At 66.4% G+C, this 15,798-nt stretch carries 13 protein-coding genes; 7 read left to right on the plus strand and 6 right to left on the minus strand.

Annotated elements, in window-relative coordinates; translation table 11 throughout:
- Nucleotides 1-22 precede the first annotated feature (22 nt).
- Both gcvT and gcvH read left to right on the plus strand, forming a co-directional pair.
- On the plus strand, nucleotides 23-1,135 hold the full coding sequence (gene gcvT / locus C1926_RS01050; RefSeq protein WP_108757983.1) for a glycine cleavage system aminomethyltransferase GcvT: 1,113 nt from the start codon (nucleotides 23-25) through the stop codon (nucleotides 1,133-1,135).
- A gap of 94 nt (nucleotides 1,136-1,229) precedes the next feature.
- Nucleotides 1,230-1,625, plus strand: coding sequence for a glycine cleavage system protein GcvH (gcvH, locus tag C1926_RS01055; protein ID WP_079222841.1), 396 nt, complete (start codon nucleotides 1,230-1,232; stop codon nucleotides 1,623-1,625).
- A gap of 107 nt (nucleotides 1,626-1,732) precedes the next feature.
- Here gcvH and C1926_RS21400 read toward each other — a convergent pair whose 3' ends face one another.
- A complete protein-coding gene (locus C1926_RS21400) occupies nucleotides 1,733-1,906 on the minus strand; it encodes a hypothetical protein (RefSeq protein ID WP_159095021.1) in 174 nt (57 codons plus the stop codon).
- Between the two features lie 493 nt (nucleotides 1,907-2,399).
- Between C1926_RS21400 and C1926_RS01060 the strand changes: the two genes are divergently transcribed.
- Nucleotides 2,400-2,927, plus strand: a complete 528-nt coding sequence (locus tag C1926_RS01060; RefSeq protein ID WP_079222840.1) for a histone — start codon at nucleotides 2,400-2,402, stop codon at nucleotides 2,925-2,927.
- A gap of 117 nt (nucleotides 2,928-3,044) precedes the next feature.
- Here C1926_RS01060 and C1926_RS01065 read toward each other — a convergent pair whose 3' ends face one another.
- Complete coding sequence (locus C1926_RS01065; protein WP_108757984.1) at nucleotides 3,045-3,938, minus strand: LysR substrate-binding domain-containing protein; 894 nt, start codon at nucleotides 3,936-3,938, stop codon at nucleotides 3,045-3,047.
- A gap of 114 nt (nucleotides 3,939-4,052) precedes the next feature.
- Between C1926_RS01065 and C1926_RS01070 the strand changes: the two genes are divergently transcribed.
- On the plus strand, nucleotides 4,053-4,811 hold the full coding sequence (locus tag C1926_RS01070; protein ID WP_108757985.1) for an SDR family oxidoreductase: 759 nt from the start codon (nucleotides 4,053-4,055) through the stop codon (nucleotides 4,809-4,811).
- 155 nt (nucleotides 4,812-4,966) lie between these two features.
- Here the strand turns inward: C1926_RS01070 and C1926_RS01075 are convergent, their stop codons facing one another.
- Entirely contained in the window at nucleotides 4,967-6,367 is a 1,401-nt protein-coding gene (locus C1926_RS01075) for a serine hydrolase domain-containing protein (protein WP_108757986.1), read from the minus strand.
- A gap of 284 nt (nucleotides 6,368-6,651) precedes the next feature.
- Between C1926_RS01075 and C1926_RS01080 the strand changes: the two genes are divergently transcribed.
- Nucleotides 6,652-7,980 carry an MFS transporter gene (locus tag C1926_RS01080; RefSeq protein ID WP_079222836.1) on the plus strand — a complete coding sequence of 443 codons (1,329 nt, stop codon included), beginning with the start codon at nucleotides 6,652-6,654 and terminating at the stop codon, nucleotides 7,978-7,980.
- Nucleotides 7,981-8,051: 71 nt separating this feature from the next.
- Nucleotides 8,052-8,408, plus strand: a complete 357-nt coding sequence (locus C1926_RS01085; protein WP_079222835.1) for a DUF1304 domain-containing protein — start codon at nucleotides 8,052-8,054, stop codon at nucleotides 8,406-8,408.
- Between the two features lie 134 nt (nucleotides 8,409-8,542).
- On the opposite strand, the gene C1926_RS01090 is transcribed toward C1926_RS01085, so the two are convergent.
- On the minus strand, nucleotides 8,543-11,020 hold the full coding sequence (locus C1926_RS01090) for an acyl-CoA dehydrogenase (protein ID WP_108757987.1): 2,478 nt from the start codon (nucleotides 11,018-11,020) through the stop codon (nucleotides 8,543-8,545).
- Nucleotides 11,017-11,934 (minus strand): alpha/beta hydrolase, encoded by a 918-nt coding sequence (locus tag C1926_RS01095; protein ID WP_108757988.1) that lies wholly within the window; start codon nucleotides 11,932-11,934, stop codon nucleotides 11,017-11,019. The genes C1926_RS01090 and C1926_RS01095 overlap by 4 nt, the downstream gene beginning before the upstream one ends.
- Nucleotides 11,935-12,075: 141 nt before the next feature.
- On the opposite strand from C1926_RS01095, the gene C1926_RS01100 reads away from it, so the two are divergent.
- Nucleotides 12,076-12,678: a TetR/AcrR family transcriptional regulator gene (locus C1926_RS01100; RefSeq protein ID WP_079222832.1), complete on the plus strand. Its 603-nt coding sequence runs from the start codon at nucleotides 12,076-12,078 to the stop codon at nucleotides 12,676-12,678.
- A 159-nt stretch (nucleotides 12,679-12,837) separates the two neighbouring features.
- On the opposite strand, the gene C1926_RS01105 is transcribed toward C1926_RS01100, so the two are convergent.
- Nucleotides 12,838-15,708, minus strand: coding sequence for a TonB-dependent receptor (locus tag C1926_RS01105; protein ID WP_108757989.1), 2,871 nt, complete (start codon nucleotides 15,706-15,708; stop codon nucleotides 12,838-12,840).
- Between the last annotated feature and the right edge of the window lie 90 nt (nucleotides 15,709-15,798).

Here is a 15,798-nt window from a genome sequence, read left to right on the forward strand (position 1 = left end):
TTACCCTGCTGCCGGACCGGTCATGACCCAGAAGACGCTGCTCAACGATACCCACCGCGCCCTCGGCGCCAAGATGGTCGATTTCGGGGGTTGGGACATGCCCATCCACTACGGCTCGCAGCTGGACGAACACCACCTGGTGCGCCGCGAAGCCGGTGTCTTCGACGTCAGCCACATGACCGTGGTCGACCTGCGCGGCGAGCAGGTCAAGCCGTTCCTGCGCCGCCTGCTCGCCAACTCCATCGACAAGCTGAAGGTGCCGGGCAAGGCGCTGTACTCGTGCATGCTGAATCCGGCCGGCGGCGTCATCGACGACCTGATCGTCTACTACCTGGCCGATGACTTCTTCCGCATGGTCGTCAACGCCTCCACCCGCGAGAAGGACCTGGCCTGGCTGCGCGAACAGGCCGCGCCGTTCGGCGTCAGCGTCGAGCAGCGCCCGGACCTGGCCATCCTCGCCGTGCAGGGCCCGCAGGCACGCGACAGCGTCGTCGGCCTGGTCGGCGGCGCCGACCGCGATGCGCTGGCCAAGCTCGGCCGTTTCGCCGCCCTGCAGGTCAAGGCGGACGACGGCGTCGAACTGTTCGTCGCCCGCACCGGCTACACCGGCGAAGACGGCTTCGAGATCCTGCTGCCGCAGGACGCCGTGGTCGCGTTCTGGAACCGCCTGCTGGCGGCGGGCGTGAAGCCGGCCGGTCTCGGCGCGCGTGACACCCTGCGCCTGGAAGCCGGCATGAACCTGTATGGCCAGGACATGGACGAAGCGATCAGCCCGTACGAAGCGGCGCTGGCCTGGACCGTGTCGCTGGACGAAGGCCGCGATTTCATCGGCCGCGACGTGCTGGAGGCGCAGAAGGCCGCCGGCAATGCGCGCCAGATGATCGGCCTGGTGATGGACGAGAAGGGCGTGCTGCGCCACGGCCAGGCGGTGACCACCGCTGGCGGCCAGGGCGAAATCCTGTCCGGCACGTTCTCGCCGACGCTGGCCAAGGGCATCGCCTTCGCCCGCGTTCCGGCTGGCGAGCTCGGCCAGGTCACCGTCGACATCCGTGGCCGGCAGGTGCCGGTGCGCGTGGTCAAGTTCCCGTTCGTCCGCGAAGGCCAGGCCCAGCCCGGCGTGCTGGCCGACGCCTGATCCGAACGTGCCGGTCGTCACTGACAGCAGTGGCGGCCGGTTGGTTACACTAGCCCCGATTTTTCCACCCCCTGCAAAACCTGGAGCAGTTCCCATGAGCGAGATCCCCGGCGACCTCAAGTTCCTCAAGTCCCACGAGTGGGCCCGCGTCGAAGGCAACGGCCGCGTCACCGTCGGCATTTCCGACCATGCCCAGGGCCTGCTGGGTGACCTGGTCTACGTCGAGCTGCCCGAAGTCGGTGCCGACGCCAAGGCGGGCGAGCAGATCGCCGTCGTCGAGTCGGTCAAGGCCGCCTCGGACGTCTACAGCCCGGTCAGCGGCACGATCGTCGAGGTCAACTCGGCGCTGTCGGACAAGCCGGAAACCATCAACGAAGATGCCTACGGCGAAGGCTGGATGTACGTGGTCGAGCTGACCAACGCCGAAGAGCTCAACGAGCTGCTGGATCCGGACGCCTACGCCGAAGCCCTGGAAAACGAAGACCACTGAGTCCTCGTTTCCGGGTTCCAGAACGGCCACCTTCGGGTGGCCGTTTTCGTTCCGGCCACCGTAACCGACTCATGCCATCGGGTTCGCAGCACACCTGCGGCGTGGCATCAGGCGGCATTGAACGGCGCGATCAGGCGCGCGCAGTTTTGCGCAAATCCGCGTTTCAGCCCCGCGCTGGCGCGTTCGGATGTGAAAACTTTTACCCCCCGTTGCAGACCCGTTGTGGTGCGGCGGGCGAGTGCGCGGGCGCGTGTCGAACGACGATGCGCGATGCGCGGCATGCAATGCTGCCTATCAACGCAGAGTGCTTATTTCAAGCGTTTTTTATTCAGCACGCGCGATCAGGTGTTGCGCTGTGTGGCATTGCCGGTGCGCGATGCAGGGCTGGCAGGACGCCGCGCGGCGGCGCCGTAGGCGGCACTTGGATGGACGCGGATGTGAAATTTTTTCGCGGGGGTTGTTGACAGTAAAAAAAACCGTGATTAGGTTTCGCCTCAGCAGACCTTGCCTGCCAAACCGAGTGCGCAGAATCAATCGTCCGATGCGAAGCAGCCCCTTCAAGACCACCGCGATCCCGCAGACGGTGGACATGGCCCCGCTTCCCCCGGAGAAATGCAAGGCATCTCCCGTTCCGATGCCCGCTCCGCCGATCGAGGCGGGCATTGCCGCATCCGTAACGGCGCGCCTGACGCGCCGGCGGTCCCCGCACGCAGCAACCGCGGGTTTGATCCACCTGGGCGTTTCAACTCCCTATCACTGACGAGGAGCCATCCCATGGCAACCAAGAAAGCTGCGAAGAAAAAGCCCGCCGCCAAGAAAGCGGTGAAGAAGGTCGCTAAGAAGGCCGCTGCCAAGAAGGCAGTGAAGAAGGTCGCGAAGAAGGCGACCGCCAAGAAGGCCGTGAAGAAGGTCGCCAAGAAGGTCGCCAAGAAGACCACTGCGAAGAAGGCAGTGAAGAAGGCGGCGAAGAAGGTCGCCAAGAAGCCGGCAAAGAAGACCGCGAAGAAGGCCGTCAAGAAGGTAGCCAAGAAGGTCGCCAAGAAGACCACTGCGAAGAAGGCAGTGAAGAAGGCGGCGAAGAAGGTTGCCAAGAAGCCGGCAAAGAAGACCGCGAAGAAGGCCGTAAAGAAGGTCGCCAAGAAGGCAGTGAAGAAGACTGCCAAGAAGGCGACTGCGAAGAAGGCCACCAAGAAGGCTGCCCCGAAGAAGGCTGCCAAGAAGGTTGCCAAGCGCAAGCCGGCCGCCCGCAAGAAGAAGGCCGCTCCGGTCGCTCTGCCGGCAACCCCGGCGCCGCTGATCTAAGTACTTCCCGATAGCCGTACCCTGAAACCCCCTTCCCTGGCTGCCCAGCGGGGAGGGGGTTTTTTTATGGGCGACCGCAGGCCGGACTGTAGTCGAGCCATGCTCGACTGCTTTTCTCTACGTGTGCGGCGCCGGAGGAAAGCGCTCCACCAGGAAGTCGACGAAGCTGCGCAGGCGGGTGGATGGGTAGCGGTCGTGGGAATAGACCACGTGCATCGGCCGGCCGGTCCGGCCATGTTCCGGGAACAACTGCACCAGGCGTCCAGCGGCGACGTCGGCGGACATCAGCTGGTTCGACTGCAGCACGATGCCCAGCCCATGCAGCGCCGCCGCACGCAGCGCCTCGCCGTTGTTGATCTGCAGGCGCGCAGCGGCGATATGCTCCAGCCCGCCAGCATCGCCCTCCAGCCACTGCGCCAGCGCGCTGGGACTGAATGACAGGCACTGGTGCGCTGCCAGGTCGGCAAGCGTGCGCGGCGTACCGTGGCGGGCGAGGTAGGCGGGCGAGGCGCACATCATCAGCCGGTAGGGCGTCAGCGGGCGGGCGACCAGCATGCTGCTGTCGGCCAGGGTACCGATGCGCAGCGCGGCCTCGACGCCTTCCTCGGCCAGGTCGACCACGCGGTCGCTCAACGTCGCCTCTACCCGCACGTGCGGATGGCGCTGCATGTACTCGGCCAGGGCAGGCACCAGCGCATGCGTGCCGAAGATCACCGGTGCGCTGATGCGCAGTGTACCGGCCGGTGCCAACTGCTGGTGCGCGGCCTGCGCATCGGTCTCCTCGACCAGCCTCAGGATGTCCCTGCAGCGCGCGTAGTAGTCCTCGCCGAAGGGCGTCATGTGCTGGCGGCGCGTGGTGCGGCTGAGCAGCTGCATGCCCAGCCGCGTTTCCAGTGCACGCAGGTGCTTGCCGGCCATGGTCGCCGAGATGTCCAAGGCCGCCGCCGCTGCACTGAGACTGCCCCTGTCCACGATCAGCACGTAGACCTGCATGCTTTCCAGCAGGTTCATCTGACACCCCGGGTGTTGAATGCTGAAACCTGCGCGGAGTTTATCAATCAGGGGTGATCGAAGAGCATGCGCTGCATGGGCCGGATGTACCGGCGATGCAGATGGGAGAACACCATGGATCTGAAGCTTGAAGGACGGACCGCGCTGGTGACCGGCGCAGGCAGCGGCATCGGCGCTGCGGTTGCGCGGCAGCTGGCGGCGCTCGGCGTACGCATCGCGATCACCGCGCGACGGCAGGAGCCGCTGCAGGCGCTGGCGTCGGAGATCGCCGCTGGCGGTGCAGCCGCGCCACTGATCCTGCCGGGTGACCTCACCGACGCCGCGCAGCTGGCGCGCATCGCTGCCGGGGCCCAGGCAGAGATGCAGCGCGTGGACATCCTGGTCAATGCGGCCGGCGGTGCGCGGCCGACGTCTGTCGACGCCGCCGATGACGTATGGGAGGAAGCGATGGCGCTGAACTTTTCCGCCGCGCGTCGGCTGACCCAGGCGCTGTTGCCCGGCATGCAGGCGCAGGGCTGGGGGCGGGTGATCAACTTCAGTGGCTCGATGGAGCCGCGTGCGGTGAATGCCGCTACGGCGGCGAAGGCCGCGCTGCACCTGTGGAGCAAGGGCCTGTCATCGGAGGTGGCTGCGCAGGGCATCACGGTGAACACCCTCGCGCCCGGCCGCATCAACAGCGCGCAGATCCTCGGCCGCTTGCATCCCACCGAGGAAAGCCGGCGAGCGTTCATCGACCGCAACATTCCCATCGGCCGCTTCGGCGAACCGGAGGAGGTGGCGCCACTGGTGGCGTTCCTGGCGTCGCCGCTGGCCGGCTACATCACCGGCGCGGTCATCCCGGTGGATGGCGGCATGCACTACTTCGCGCACTGACCCTGCGTCTGCTTCACCGCCGTGGGTAGAGTCGACTGTCAGTCGACTGCTTCACCGCTCTTGTAGAGTCGAGCCATGCTCGACTGCTTTTCGATCCGGCACCGCGGGAGTCGACTGACAGTCGACTCTACCCATCACCGGCAAGGCGACCGCGATCAGCGCGGCGAGGCCACCGCGCGGTTGCCCGAGGCGCCCTTGCCCTTGCGCTTGTCCTGCTGTGCCGGGCTTGCGCCCTCGGCCATCAGGCTGTCGCTGCCGAAATCGGTGTCCACGTCCAGCCAGCGCTGTGCCGGCAGGCCCAGCGCCGAATCGAGCACGGTCGGCAGCAGGCCGCTGGGCAGGCCGCTCTCGCCGTTCCACAGGATGGCGATGCCGAGGTCACGCTCCGGCACCAGTGCGACCAGGCCGCGGTAGCCCTGCACCGCACCGGCATGGAAGACCACGTCGTGGCCGGCGTAATCGAAGGTGCGCCAGCCCAGCGCGTAGCCGGCCGAATGCAGGCGCTCGCGGCGCCAGCCCGAGCGCATCTCGCCCGGGGTGTTGATCAGGCTCGAATGCAGGGTGGCCAGCAGCGGTGCCGGCAGCACGTCGGGGCGATGCCCGGTGTGTGCCAGCAGCCACTGCGCCATGTCGCTGGCACTGGCGTTGACGCCGGCGGCCGGGGCGACGCGGTAGTAGGTCGGCTTCGGCGTCAGCGATACCCAGCCATTGCGGCTGCGCACGTGCGGGCGCGCCCAGCGCGAGCTGGCCTGGATGCCGGCCAGGCCGAGGCTGGCATCGTTCATGCCCAGCGGCTTGAAGATGCGGCGCTCGACCGATTGTTCGTAGAAGCTGCCCGAGGCGGCATAGACCACGTCGCCGATCAGGCTGAAGGCCACGTTCTGGTAGGCGTAGCAGTCGCCCGGCAGGCACTTCAGGCTGGTGTTGGCCAGCTTCTGGGTCAGCGAGTAGTACTCGGCGTTGCCTTCGATGTCGCGGTCGTAGGCGTTGTAGGGCAGGCCGACGCGGTGGCTGAGCACATCGGCCACGGTCAGGCGGTCGGTGGCTTCGGGCGAATTGAGGCGGAAGCCCGGCACGTAGTCGGTGACCTTGCTGTCCCAGCGCAGCGTGCCGTCGTTGACCAGCAAGCCGGCCATGGTGCCGGCGAAGGCCTTGGACAGCGAGGCCAGGCGGAACACGGTATGCGCGTCGACCGGCAGCGGATTGTTGACGTCGGTGACGCCGTAACCGCGCGCGCTGAGCACGCGGCCGCCCTGCACGATGGCCACGGCCATGCCCGGCACGCGCTCGCCATAGGTGAGCTGCTGCGCCATCGATTCGATGTGGGCGACATTGAAGCCTGCGGCAGGCAGCTGTACCTGCGGTACCAGCCCGGTGCGGTACGCCGCCGGCTGGGTGTGGGCGATGCCCGGGCCCGCGGCGGTTTCAATGTTGGTCGGCATCGGCGGCAGGGCCGGCGGTGTCTGCGCGGTGGTGGACAAGGCCACGGGCATCAACATGCCCAGCAAACCGGTGGTCGCCACCCGGACCGGGCGACGCAGGTTGTTCATTTTCATCGGTTGGACCCGTGCGCGACTGCTGTTTGTGATTCTAGCGCCGCTTTTCGCCTATGCACAAACAAAGCGAAGATGAATGCGCATCTATTTGAAAAAGTTGGATTTTTGACGCTCGGTGACGGCCTCCGGACACACCTGCAGCGCACCCGTGCAGCGACCCTGCAGCCGCGTCTGCGCACGGCGCGCTGGCGATGTTGCAGTGCATTGTCTAACGTACGCGCTTCACCGCCCCCGGAGCCCGACATGCCGCCATCCAATCGCCGCGTCCCGGCCAGGGCAACCGCGTGAGCGCGGCCGCGGGCAAGGGGCCGTTGCGCGGGCTTGTGGCGGCGCTGCGTGAATCGCCAGCGCTGTGGTGGTCGTTCCTGTACTTCTTCTGCCTGCTCAGTGGCTACTACGTGCTGCGCCCGGTGCGCGAGGCGATGGCAGCGTCGTCCGATCTGGAGACGGTGTTCCCGCCGCTGCTGATCGGCTGGTTCGCCAGCCATGGCATCGCCCTGAAGGATTTTGTCCTGCAGTTCCTGTTCACCTGCGTGTTCCTGATCATGCTGGTGCTGCAGCCGGTCTACGGGTGGCTGGTCAGCCGCTTCCCGCGGCGGGTGTTCCTGCCGGCGGTCTATGGCTTCTTCATCGCCACGCTGCTGGTGTTCTACGTGCTGTTCGACAGCGGCGTGCCGGGGCGGGGCATGGCCTTCTTCCTCTGGGTCATGGTCTTCAACCTGTTCGCGGTGGCCGTGTTCTGGAGCTTCATGGCCGACGTGTTCTCCAACGTGCAGGCACGCGCCTGGTACGGCTACATCGGCGCGGCCGGCACCGTCGGTGCCTTCCTCGGCCCGATCCTCACCAGCGCGCTGGTGCAGCGCGTGGGCATCGCCAACCTGATGCTGGTATCGGCCGGCTTCCTGGTCGTGTGCCTGTTCTGCATCTGGCGGCTGCGGCACTGGGCGGTGCTGCGCGAGCGCGAGCAGCAGCTGGTGTCGGGCGAAAAGCCGATGGGTGGCAGCGTGCTCGATGGCCTCAAGCTGATCGTGCGCGAGCCGCTGCTGCGCTGGCTGGCGGTCCTGGTGGTGTTCGGCGTGGGCGTGGGCACCCTGCTGTACAACCAGCAGGCCAGCATCGTGCGCGCGGCCTTCAGCGACCCGGCGGCCAGCACCGCGTTCTTTTCGCGCATCGACCTGGCGGTCAATGCGCTGACCCTGCTGCTGCAGCTCAGCCTGACCCGCTGGCTGCTGTCGCGCCATGGCATCGCACCGGCGCTGCTGATTCCCGCCTTTGCCATCCTGATCGGCTTCTCGGTGCTGGCCGCCTCGCCGTTGCCGATGATGGTGGCGGTGGTGCAGGTGCTGACCCGGGCCAGTGAGTTCTCGCTGTTCAAGCCCGCCCGCGAGACCATCTACACCCGCGTGGACCGCCAGTGGCGCTACAAGGCCGGCGCGGCCATCGACACCGTGGTCTACCGCGGTGCCGACCTGAGCTTCACCTGGGTGCACAAGGCGCTGTCGCTGTTCGGCTCGCATGTGGTGTTCGCTGGCGGCATGCTGGTGGCGGCGTGCATGACCCTGGCCGCGTTCGGCGTGCTGCGCGAAGAGAAGAAGCTGCCGCGCGACCGCTGAGGGGTCGGATCCCTCTCCCACGGAGAGGGCGCTGACCCCATCACCCCATCAACCCATCCAAGGAATCCTCCATGTACTGGATCGCACTCGCCCTGACCCTGCTGGTCGCACTGCTGCACGTCTACTTCCTGGTGCTGGAGATGTTCCTGTGGACCCGCCCGCTGGGCCTGAAGACGTTCCGCAACACCCCGGAGAAGGCGGAGATCACCCGCGTGCTGGCGGCCAACCAGGGCCTGTACAACGGCTTCCTCGCCGCAGGCCTGTTCTGGGGCCTGTTCGACCACCTGCCGATGCTGGTGAATTTCTCGCTGGGCTGCGTGATCGTGGCCGGCTGCTACGGCGCGTGGAGCGTCAACAAGCGCATCTTCTTCATCCAGGCCGTGCCGGCGCTGCTGGCGGCGGTGGCCTGGTGGTTCGTGCCGGCGTAATCGCTTTGTAGAGTCGAGCTTGCTCGACTGCTTTTTCGGGCCCCAGTCGAGCAAGCTCGACTCTACGGTTGCGGTGCACAAACAGAAACGGCGGGCCGAAGCCCGCCGTTTCCGTATGCGCATGACGCAGGCGATCAGGCTGCCTGCGAATGCGGGTCCTTGTGCTGGCGGTCGTAGTAGCTGGCCGCACGCAGTTCGTGGGTGTCGAAGTCGTCCACGGTGATGGTGTCCAGGGTCAGCGTGCGCAGTTCTTCCAGCAGGCTGCGCTCGTCCTGGGTGATCACGCCTTCGGCCACGGCTTCGTCCAGCTGCGCCTTGAAGTCCAGCGCCTCGATGCCCTTGCTCTTCAGCGCCTTCAGGAACTTGCGCTCCACCGGCTCGGCCATGATCGCCTTGCTCAGGTAGCTGTTGATGCGGCCGCCCGGGTTGTTCTCGCACGGGGTCAGGAACACGCCACTGGCCAGGCGGTCGCGCGCCTCGTTCGGGGCCATCAGCAGGGCAGCAACGCGGCGGCTCAGGCGGTCGCCCGGGGCTTCGGCACGACGGCCCAGCGGGAAGATCAGCGCCCACATCAGCCAGCCGATCGGACGGATCGGGAAGTTGCGCAGGGCCGCCGACAGCGACTCTTCGATCTTGTGCACGCTGTCATGGAAGGCCCAGGCCAGCAGCGGCTGGTCGGCCTGCGGTGCGCCTTCGTCGTGGTAGCGCTTGAGCATGGCGCTGGTCATGTAGACATGGCTCAGCACGTCGCCCAGGCGGCCGGACAGCGATTCCTTGAACTTCAGCTTGCCGCCGAGGGTCATCATCGAGATGTCGGCCATCAGCGCCAGGTTGGCCGAGTAACGGTCCAGCTTGCGGAAGTAGCGGCGGGTGTAGGCGTCGCCCGGGGCGGCGCCGAAGCGGGCACCGGTCAGGCCGAACCAGAACGAACGCACGGCATTGGAGATGCCATAGCGGATGTGGCCAAACAGGCTGCGGTCGAAGTCCTGCAGGCCGGCACGGGTGTCCGGATCCTGCGCGGCCTTCATTTCCTTCAGCACCCACGGGTGGCAGAGGATCGCACCCTGGCCGAAGATCAGCAGGCTGCGGGTCATGATGTTGGCGCCTTCCACGGTGATCGCGATCGGCGCGGCCTGCCAGCTGCGGCCGGCGAAGTTGCGCGGCCCGAGGATGATGCCCTTGCCGCCGATGACGTCCATCATGTCCGAGATCACTTCACGGCTCATGCTGGTGCAGTGGTACTTGGCGATCGCCGACGGCACCGACGGCACGTCGCCACGGTCGACCGCAGCGGCGGTGGCCTGCGACAGCGCGCTGATCTTGTAGGCCTTGCCGCCGATGCGGGCCAGCGCTTCTTCCACGCCCTCGAAGCGGCCGACCGACAGGCCGAACTGCTTGCGGATGCGTGCGTAGGCGCCGGTGACGGCTGCGCCGGCCTTGGCACCGCCACTGGCGGTGGAGGGCAGGGTGATCGAGCGGCCCACGGCCAGGCACTCGTTGAGCATGTTCCAGCCCTTGCCGGCCATGGCGGCACCGCCGATCAGCTGGGTCAGCGGGATGAACACGTCCTTGCCCTTGATCGGGCCGTTCTGGAAGGTCGAGTTCAGCGGGAAGTGGCGACGGCCGATCTCCACGCCGGCGGTATCGCGCGGCAGCAGGCCCAGGGTGATGCCGATGTCGCGGGTTTCGCCGATCAGGCCATCGGGGTCGTACATGCGGAAGGCCAGGCCGATCAGCGAAGCGACCGGGGCCAGGGTGATGTAGCGCTTGTCGAAGGTCAGCTTGACGCCGAGCACCTGCTCGCCGTTCCACTCGCCCTTGCAGACGATGCCGTAGTCGGGAATCGAGGTGGCGTCGGAGCCGGCGAACGGACCGGTCAGGCCGAAGCACGGAACCTCGCGGCCATCGGCCAGGCGCGGCAGGTACTCGTCCTTCTGTTCCTGGGTGCCGTAATGCACCAGCAGTTCACCCGGGCCCAGCGAGTTCGGCACGCCGACGGTGGAGCTGACCACCGAAGAAACCGACGCCAGCTTCTGGATGACCTTGTGGTGGGCCAGCGCGGAGAAGCCCAGGCCGCCGTATTCCTTCGGGATGATCATGCCGAAGAACTTGTTCTTCTTGATGAAGGCCCACAGTTCCGGCGGCAGGTCGGCATGGACGTGGGTGATTTCCCAGTCGTTGACCATGGTGCACAGCTCTTCGACCGGGCCATCGAGGAAGGCCTGCTCTTCGGCGGTCAGCTGCGGCTTGGGGTAGTTCAGCAGGATGTTCCAGTCCGGATCACCGGTGAACAGCTCGCCTTCGAAACCGACCGAGCCGGTTTCCAGCGCGATGCGCTCGGTCTGCGACAGCGGCGGCAGCACCTTGCGGAACACCTTCATCATCGGGCCGGTCAGCAGCGGCTTGCGGATGAACGGCAGCAGCAGCGGCACGGCGATGACGGCCAGCACGGCCGCAGCGACGATCGTGGCGGTCTGGTTGACGTAGGGCACGAACCAGCAGACGGCCAGCAGGGCTAGGCTGATCAGCGTCCAGGTCAGCAGGCGCATGCGGTGGTAGGCGACGAACGCGCCTGCCAGCAGCAGGGCGAGGAAGGGAAGAACGATGCTCATGAGCGTGCTCCGGTGACGTGCTCGTTTGTGGCGGACGAAGCTGCAGCATCCGCTGCGGGCAACACGTCCAGATAGTCCAACACAGTAGCGGTAAAGGCGTCGTTGTCATCACCGGCGACCATGTGCGTGGCCTGCGGCAACTGTACGTGGCGCGCATGCGGCGCCAATGCCAGGAATTCGGCGACGGTCTGCGGCGTGACCAGGTCGCTGCGGCCACCGCTGACCAGCAGCAGCGGGCACTTCACCTGGCGTGCGGCCTCGGCCAGCGCGTCCTGGTGCTGCTCGCTGTCGCGGGCCAGTTCGGCCACCAGGCGCGGATCCCAGTGCCAGCGCCAGCGGCCGTGGCCATCCTCGCGCAGCAGCGCACGCAGCGACTGCTCGGATTTGCGCGGCCGGTGCGGCATGTACGCCGAGATGACATCGGCGGCCTGGGCCAGCGAGGCGAAGCCATCGGGGTGGGCGGTCATGAAGGCGAGGATGCGCTCGACGCCGGCGGTGTCCCAGCGCGGGGTGATGTCCACCAGCACCATCGCCGAGAACAGGCCGGGCCAGCGCGATTCGGCGAGCAGGCCGAACAGCCCCCCCATCGAGGCGGCCACCAGCACCGGCGGGCGCGGCTGCTCGCCGGCCAGCACGATCAGGTCATCAGCGAACTGTTCACCGTGGTAGGGCAGGTCGGCGGCGTTCCAGTCCGAATCGCCGTGGCCGCGCGCGTCGTAGGCCAGCGTCTGCAGGCCGGCGGCGGACAATGCCCGTGCGGTGGCATTCCACGCGTGGCGGGTCTGGCCGAAGCCATGCGCGAACAGCACGCGGCCGCGGCGACCGTGGTCGCTGGCGGTGGCCGCCAGGCCGGCGCCATGGGCCGCCTCCAGGCGCAGGTCATGGAACGCAGCGGGAGTAGGGGACGTAACCATACTCGCTAGTATGGATGGCTGGTGATGGAAGTCAATACCATGCAGTATGGTGCGCTGCGGAAGGTGCCATCCCCCGTGCCGCGACGGTTTCGGCCGCAACGGCGTACTGCAACGAACCCCGCCGTATGGTTAAATCACCCCATGAATCAACCTGACGCTTCTGCCGGCGAACCGCGTGCCGGCCGCAACAGCCGCCTCAGTGCCGAAGACTGGGCACAGGCGGCCCTCGACCTGATCGCTGAACAAGGTGTGGGCGCCGTCGCGGTGGAGCCGCTGGCGCGCCGCCTGGGCGTGACCAAGGGCAGCTTCTACTGGCACTTCCCCTCGCGCGATGCGCTGCTGCAGGCCGCGCTGGAACGCTGGGAACTGTTCGAACAGGAGCAGGTGTTCGGCAGCCTGGAAGATGTCCCCGATCCGCGCGCGCGCCTGCGCCAGCTGTTCCAGATGGTGGCCCACGAAGTGCAGCCGCACATCATCTACAGCGAGCTGCTGAAGGCGCTGGACCACCCGATGGTGCGTCCGGTGATTGATCGCGTTTCGCAGCGCCGCCTGGATTACCTGGTGGCCTCGTTCCGCCAGGCCGGGCTCAGTTCGACCGATGCACGCCACCGCGCGCGCCTGGCCTACGCGGCCTACGTCGGCTTCCTGCAGCTGTCGCTGCAGCTGCAGCAGCCCAAGCAGGCACGCGAGGATTTCGAGGCCTACGTCGAGCACCTGATCGAGACGCTGATCCCGAACGGCTGAGTCGGCCGCGCCGGGTATCTGCACGAGGCCGCAGTTCCGCTGCGGCCTTTTTCGTGCCTGTCGTTTCTGCCACGTGTCCTGCGTGGCCGGGGCGCCCCAACAGAAACGGGGCCCCGAAGGGCCCCGTCCTGGTGTTTTACTACGCTTGCCCGGCCTTGATCAGAAGCGCTGGGTGTACTGCATGAACAGGTAACGGTCGTAGTCCAGCATCGGGTCGATCGACGACGAGCTGTTGTTGGTCAACGAGTAGGTAATCGGCGGCTGCTTGTTCCAGATGTTGCGGGCACCAACGGTGACCGAACCATTCCAGGGGGCAGCCCAGGTCACAGAAACGTCCTGGTAGCTGATCGAGCCCTTCTTGTTGGCGCCCACGCCACCGCCCCAACCGTTGTTCGGGGTGCGGTAATCCGGGTCGTTGCACGAGTCATCGTCGTAGCAGAAGTCGCGGTAGCCGCCGTAGTAGCGCAGGTTCCAGCTGGCCGACAGGTCGCCCTTGGCCCAGTTGACGCCGAAGGTGGCGCGCACGCGCGGCGAGTTCCAGTAGCCGGCGTATTCATCCCACGGTGCGCCGTTGTCGGACTGCTGGCGCAGCGAGACCAGGTAGTTGCTGTCCAGGCGGAGCGAGAACTGGCCGGCTGCGAACTCCGGCAGGCGGTAGTTGGCGACGAAGTTGTAGCCTTCGGTTTCCAGGGCGCCCAGGTTCGCGTTGCCGCGGCTCAGGGTCACGATCTGGCCGGTGGTGGCATCACGGCTGTAGTTACAGAACGAGGTCACGCCGTTGTAGCACTGGTTCAGCACGTAGGTCGCGCTGACCGCAGTGATCACGTTGGAGATGCTGATCTTGTACCAGTCCAGCGAGAAGTCCAGGCCCTGCACCCAGCGCGGGCTGAAGACCAGGCCCACGGTACGGGTCTTGCTGTATTCCGGCTCGAGGTCGGCGTTGCCGACGCCCGCCTGGAACGGCGCATTGCCCTGGGTTTCACGCGCGGCAACCGGCACGCCAGCGTTGTCGGTCTGGCGGAAGGTCGGTGCCAGGCCTTCGCCGGCGCAGCGGGCAGCAGCAACCGGGTTGTCCAGCTGCCCAAAGCGGGCATCGCACGGATCGGTCAGGTCATCGAAGGTCTGCGAGCCGCCACCGAAGGTGTCGTCCAGGGTCGGGGCACGGAAGCCCTTGCCGTAGGTGGCACGGACCAGCAGGTCTTCAACCGGCTTCCAGGTCAGGCTGAACTTGCTGTTGGTGGTGTCGCCGAAACGGTCGTAGTCCGAGTAGCGCGACGCGATGTCGAACGACAGCTCCTTGGCGAACGGAACGTCCTTCAGCAGCGGGATCATCAGCTCCAGGTACACCTCGTCGGTCTTGTACTTGCCGGACGTGGCGCCTGCAGCCAGATCGGTGGTGTAGCCAGCGCTGGACAGCTGGTCCGGGTTGTCGTAACCGGACACTTCACGGTGCTCGACGCCTGCTGCGAAGGCCAGCTCGCCTGCGTCGCCCGGCATGTCGAACAGACCACCGGTGATGTTGGCGAAGTACTGCTTGCTGACGCTCTGCTGGGTTGCCTGGCCGAGCGTGTTGATGTACTTCAGCGCGTCGGCGGTGGAGGCCGACGGGCCGCCCAGCACGTCGAACGGGGTGCACTGGCCGGCCGACAGGCTGGTGCCCAGCGCGATCGGGTTGGCAGCGGTACCGCACTGGACCACGCCCTGTGCATTGAGGAACGACGGGCCCAGGGCCTTTTCCAGTGCCAGCAGGTTGAGGTTGCCGGTGCTGATCTGGGTGACATCGAACTTGTTGTAGTTGATGCCCGCATCCCAGTTCCAGCCGTGGGTGCCCACATCAAACGCGCCTTCCAGGGCGGCATCGAAGTGGTAGCTCTTCACGTCGTTGCGCGAGATGCGCGGGATTTCGACTGTGCGGCGGAACCAGTTGGTGATGTCCTGGCCGACCGGGTTGTAGTAGCTTTGGCCGCTGATGTAGACCGGATAGGTCGGCTGCGCGTTGGCGCTCATCGGGTAGCCGGCGACCTGGCGCTCGGAGTTGCGCTCGGAGTACATGACCGTGGACTTGAAGGTCACGTAGTCATTGATCTCGAAGCTGCCGGCGGTGAAGATCGACTTCGTTTCGGTCTCCTGCGCCAGCATCATCTGCTGGGTGGAGTTGAAACGGTCGTCGACCGTCACGGCGTTGTGGTAGTTCGCAAGATCGCGCGAATCAGCGCCCACGCCCTGGCCGTCATACGAGCCGGTGTGGTTCAGGATGTAGGTGTTGCCACCGAACGTGAAGCGGCCCCACGGGCCGGTGGCGCTGAGCGCATCCAGCGGGTGATCCGGACCGTAGGTGGTGCGGGTCAGCGCACGGTCCTTCGAGAAGACCGGGTCTTCCTTGGTGTAGCTGGCGCCGAACAGGATCGAGGAGCGGTCACCGGTGGCGCCCAGGGTGAAGGAGTAGGCTTCCTTCTGGCCGTCGCCACGACCGTTCTGGCCGATCAGGGCCGAGACTTCCGCGCCTTCGAAGCTGGTGCGCAGGATGATGTTGACCACGCCGGCGATGGCGTCGGAGCCGTAGATCGCCGAGGCGCCGTCCTTCAGCACTTCGATGCGCTCGATGAGCGAGGCCGGGATGGTCGACATGTCGGTGAAGCCAGCCAGGCTGGACGTCCAACGCTTGCCGTTGACCAGCACCAGGGTGCGCTGCTCGCCCAGGTTGTACAGGTTGACGTACTGGCCGCCCTGTTCCGGGTTGGAGGTCAGCACGGCGGCCTTGCTGAAGGTCTGGGTGCCGGAGACGGTGAGGTTCTGCAGGATGTCGCCGACGCTGACCAGGCCGGACTTCTTGATGTCCTCAGAGGACACCGTGAAGATCGGCTGGGCGGTTTCGACGTCAACCGAGCGGATGCGCGAACCGGTGACCTGGATGCGATCCAGGTTGGTCGCACCCGAGGTGGCCTCCTGGGCCTGGGCGGTCGCGACGGATGAACCGGCGACCAGCGCGATGACAACCGCATCGCGCAGCTTGTTGGACTTGAAATTCATTGGCTCTCTCTCTCCAAGGAAATCTTGGCTGGGTTATTGCCTGCGTGCGGGGCGAAAAAGGCCGCTCCAAAAAACGCGAGGCTGAATCGA

It is taken from the genome of Stenotrophomonas sp. ZAC14A_NAIMI4_1, from assembly GCF_003086915.1.
GTDB lineage: Bacteria > Pseudomonadota > Gammaproteobacteria > Xanthomonadales > Xanthomonadaceae > Stenotrophomonas.

Bases quoted from the DNA above. Each gene is read 5' to 3' on its own strand.
- gcvH (WP_079222841.1), top strand. From the start codon at position 1,230: ATGAGCGAGATCCCCGGCGACCTCAAGTTCCTCAAGTCCCACGAGTGG.
- C1926_RS01095 (WP_108757988.1), bottom strand. From the start codon at position 11,934: ATGGTTACGTCCCCTACTCCCGCTGCGTTCCATGACCTGCGCCTGGAG.
- C1926_RS01075 (WP_108757986.1), bottom strand. From the start codon at position 6,367: ATGAAAATGAACAACCTGCGTCGCCCGGTCCGGGTGGCGACCACCGGT.
- C1926_RS01070 (WP_108757985.1), top strand. From the start codon at position 4,053: ATGGATCTGAAGCTTGAAGGACGGACCGCGCTGGTGACCGGCGCAGGC.
- gcvT (WP_108757983.1), top strand. From the start codon at position 23: ATGACCCAGAAGACGCTGCTCAACGATACCCACCGCGCCCTCGGCGCC.
- C1926_RS01065 (WP_108757984.1), bottom strand. From the start codon at position 3,938: ATGAACCTGCTGGAAAGCATGCAGGTCTACGTGCTGATCGTGGACAGG.
- C1926_RS01085 (WP_079222835.1), top strand. From the start codon at position 8,052: ATGTACTGGATCGCACTCGCCCTGACCCTGCTGGTCGCACTGCTGCAC.
- C1926_RS01105 (WP_108757989.1), bottom strand. From the start codon at position 15,708: ATGAATTTCAAGTCCAACAAGCTGCGCGATGCGGTTGTCATCGCGCTG.
- C1926_RS01100 (WP_079222832.1), top strand. From the start codon at position 12,076: ATGAATCAACCTGACGCTTCTGCCGGCGAACCGCGTGCCGGCCGCAAC.
- C1926_RS21400 (WP_159095021.1), bottom strand. From the start codon at position 1,906: ATGCCGCGCATCGCGCATCGTCGTTCGACACGCGCCCGCGCACTCGCC.
- C1926_RS01060 (WP_079222840.1), top strand. From the start codon at position 2,400: ATGGCAACCAAGAAAGCTGCGAAGAAAAAGCCCGCCGCCAAGAAAGCG.
- C1926_RS01090 (WP_108757987.1), bottom strand. From the start codon at position 11,020: ATGAGCATCGTTCTTCCCTTCCTCGCCCTGCTGCTGGCAGGCGCGTTC.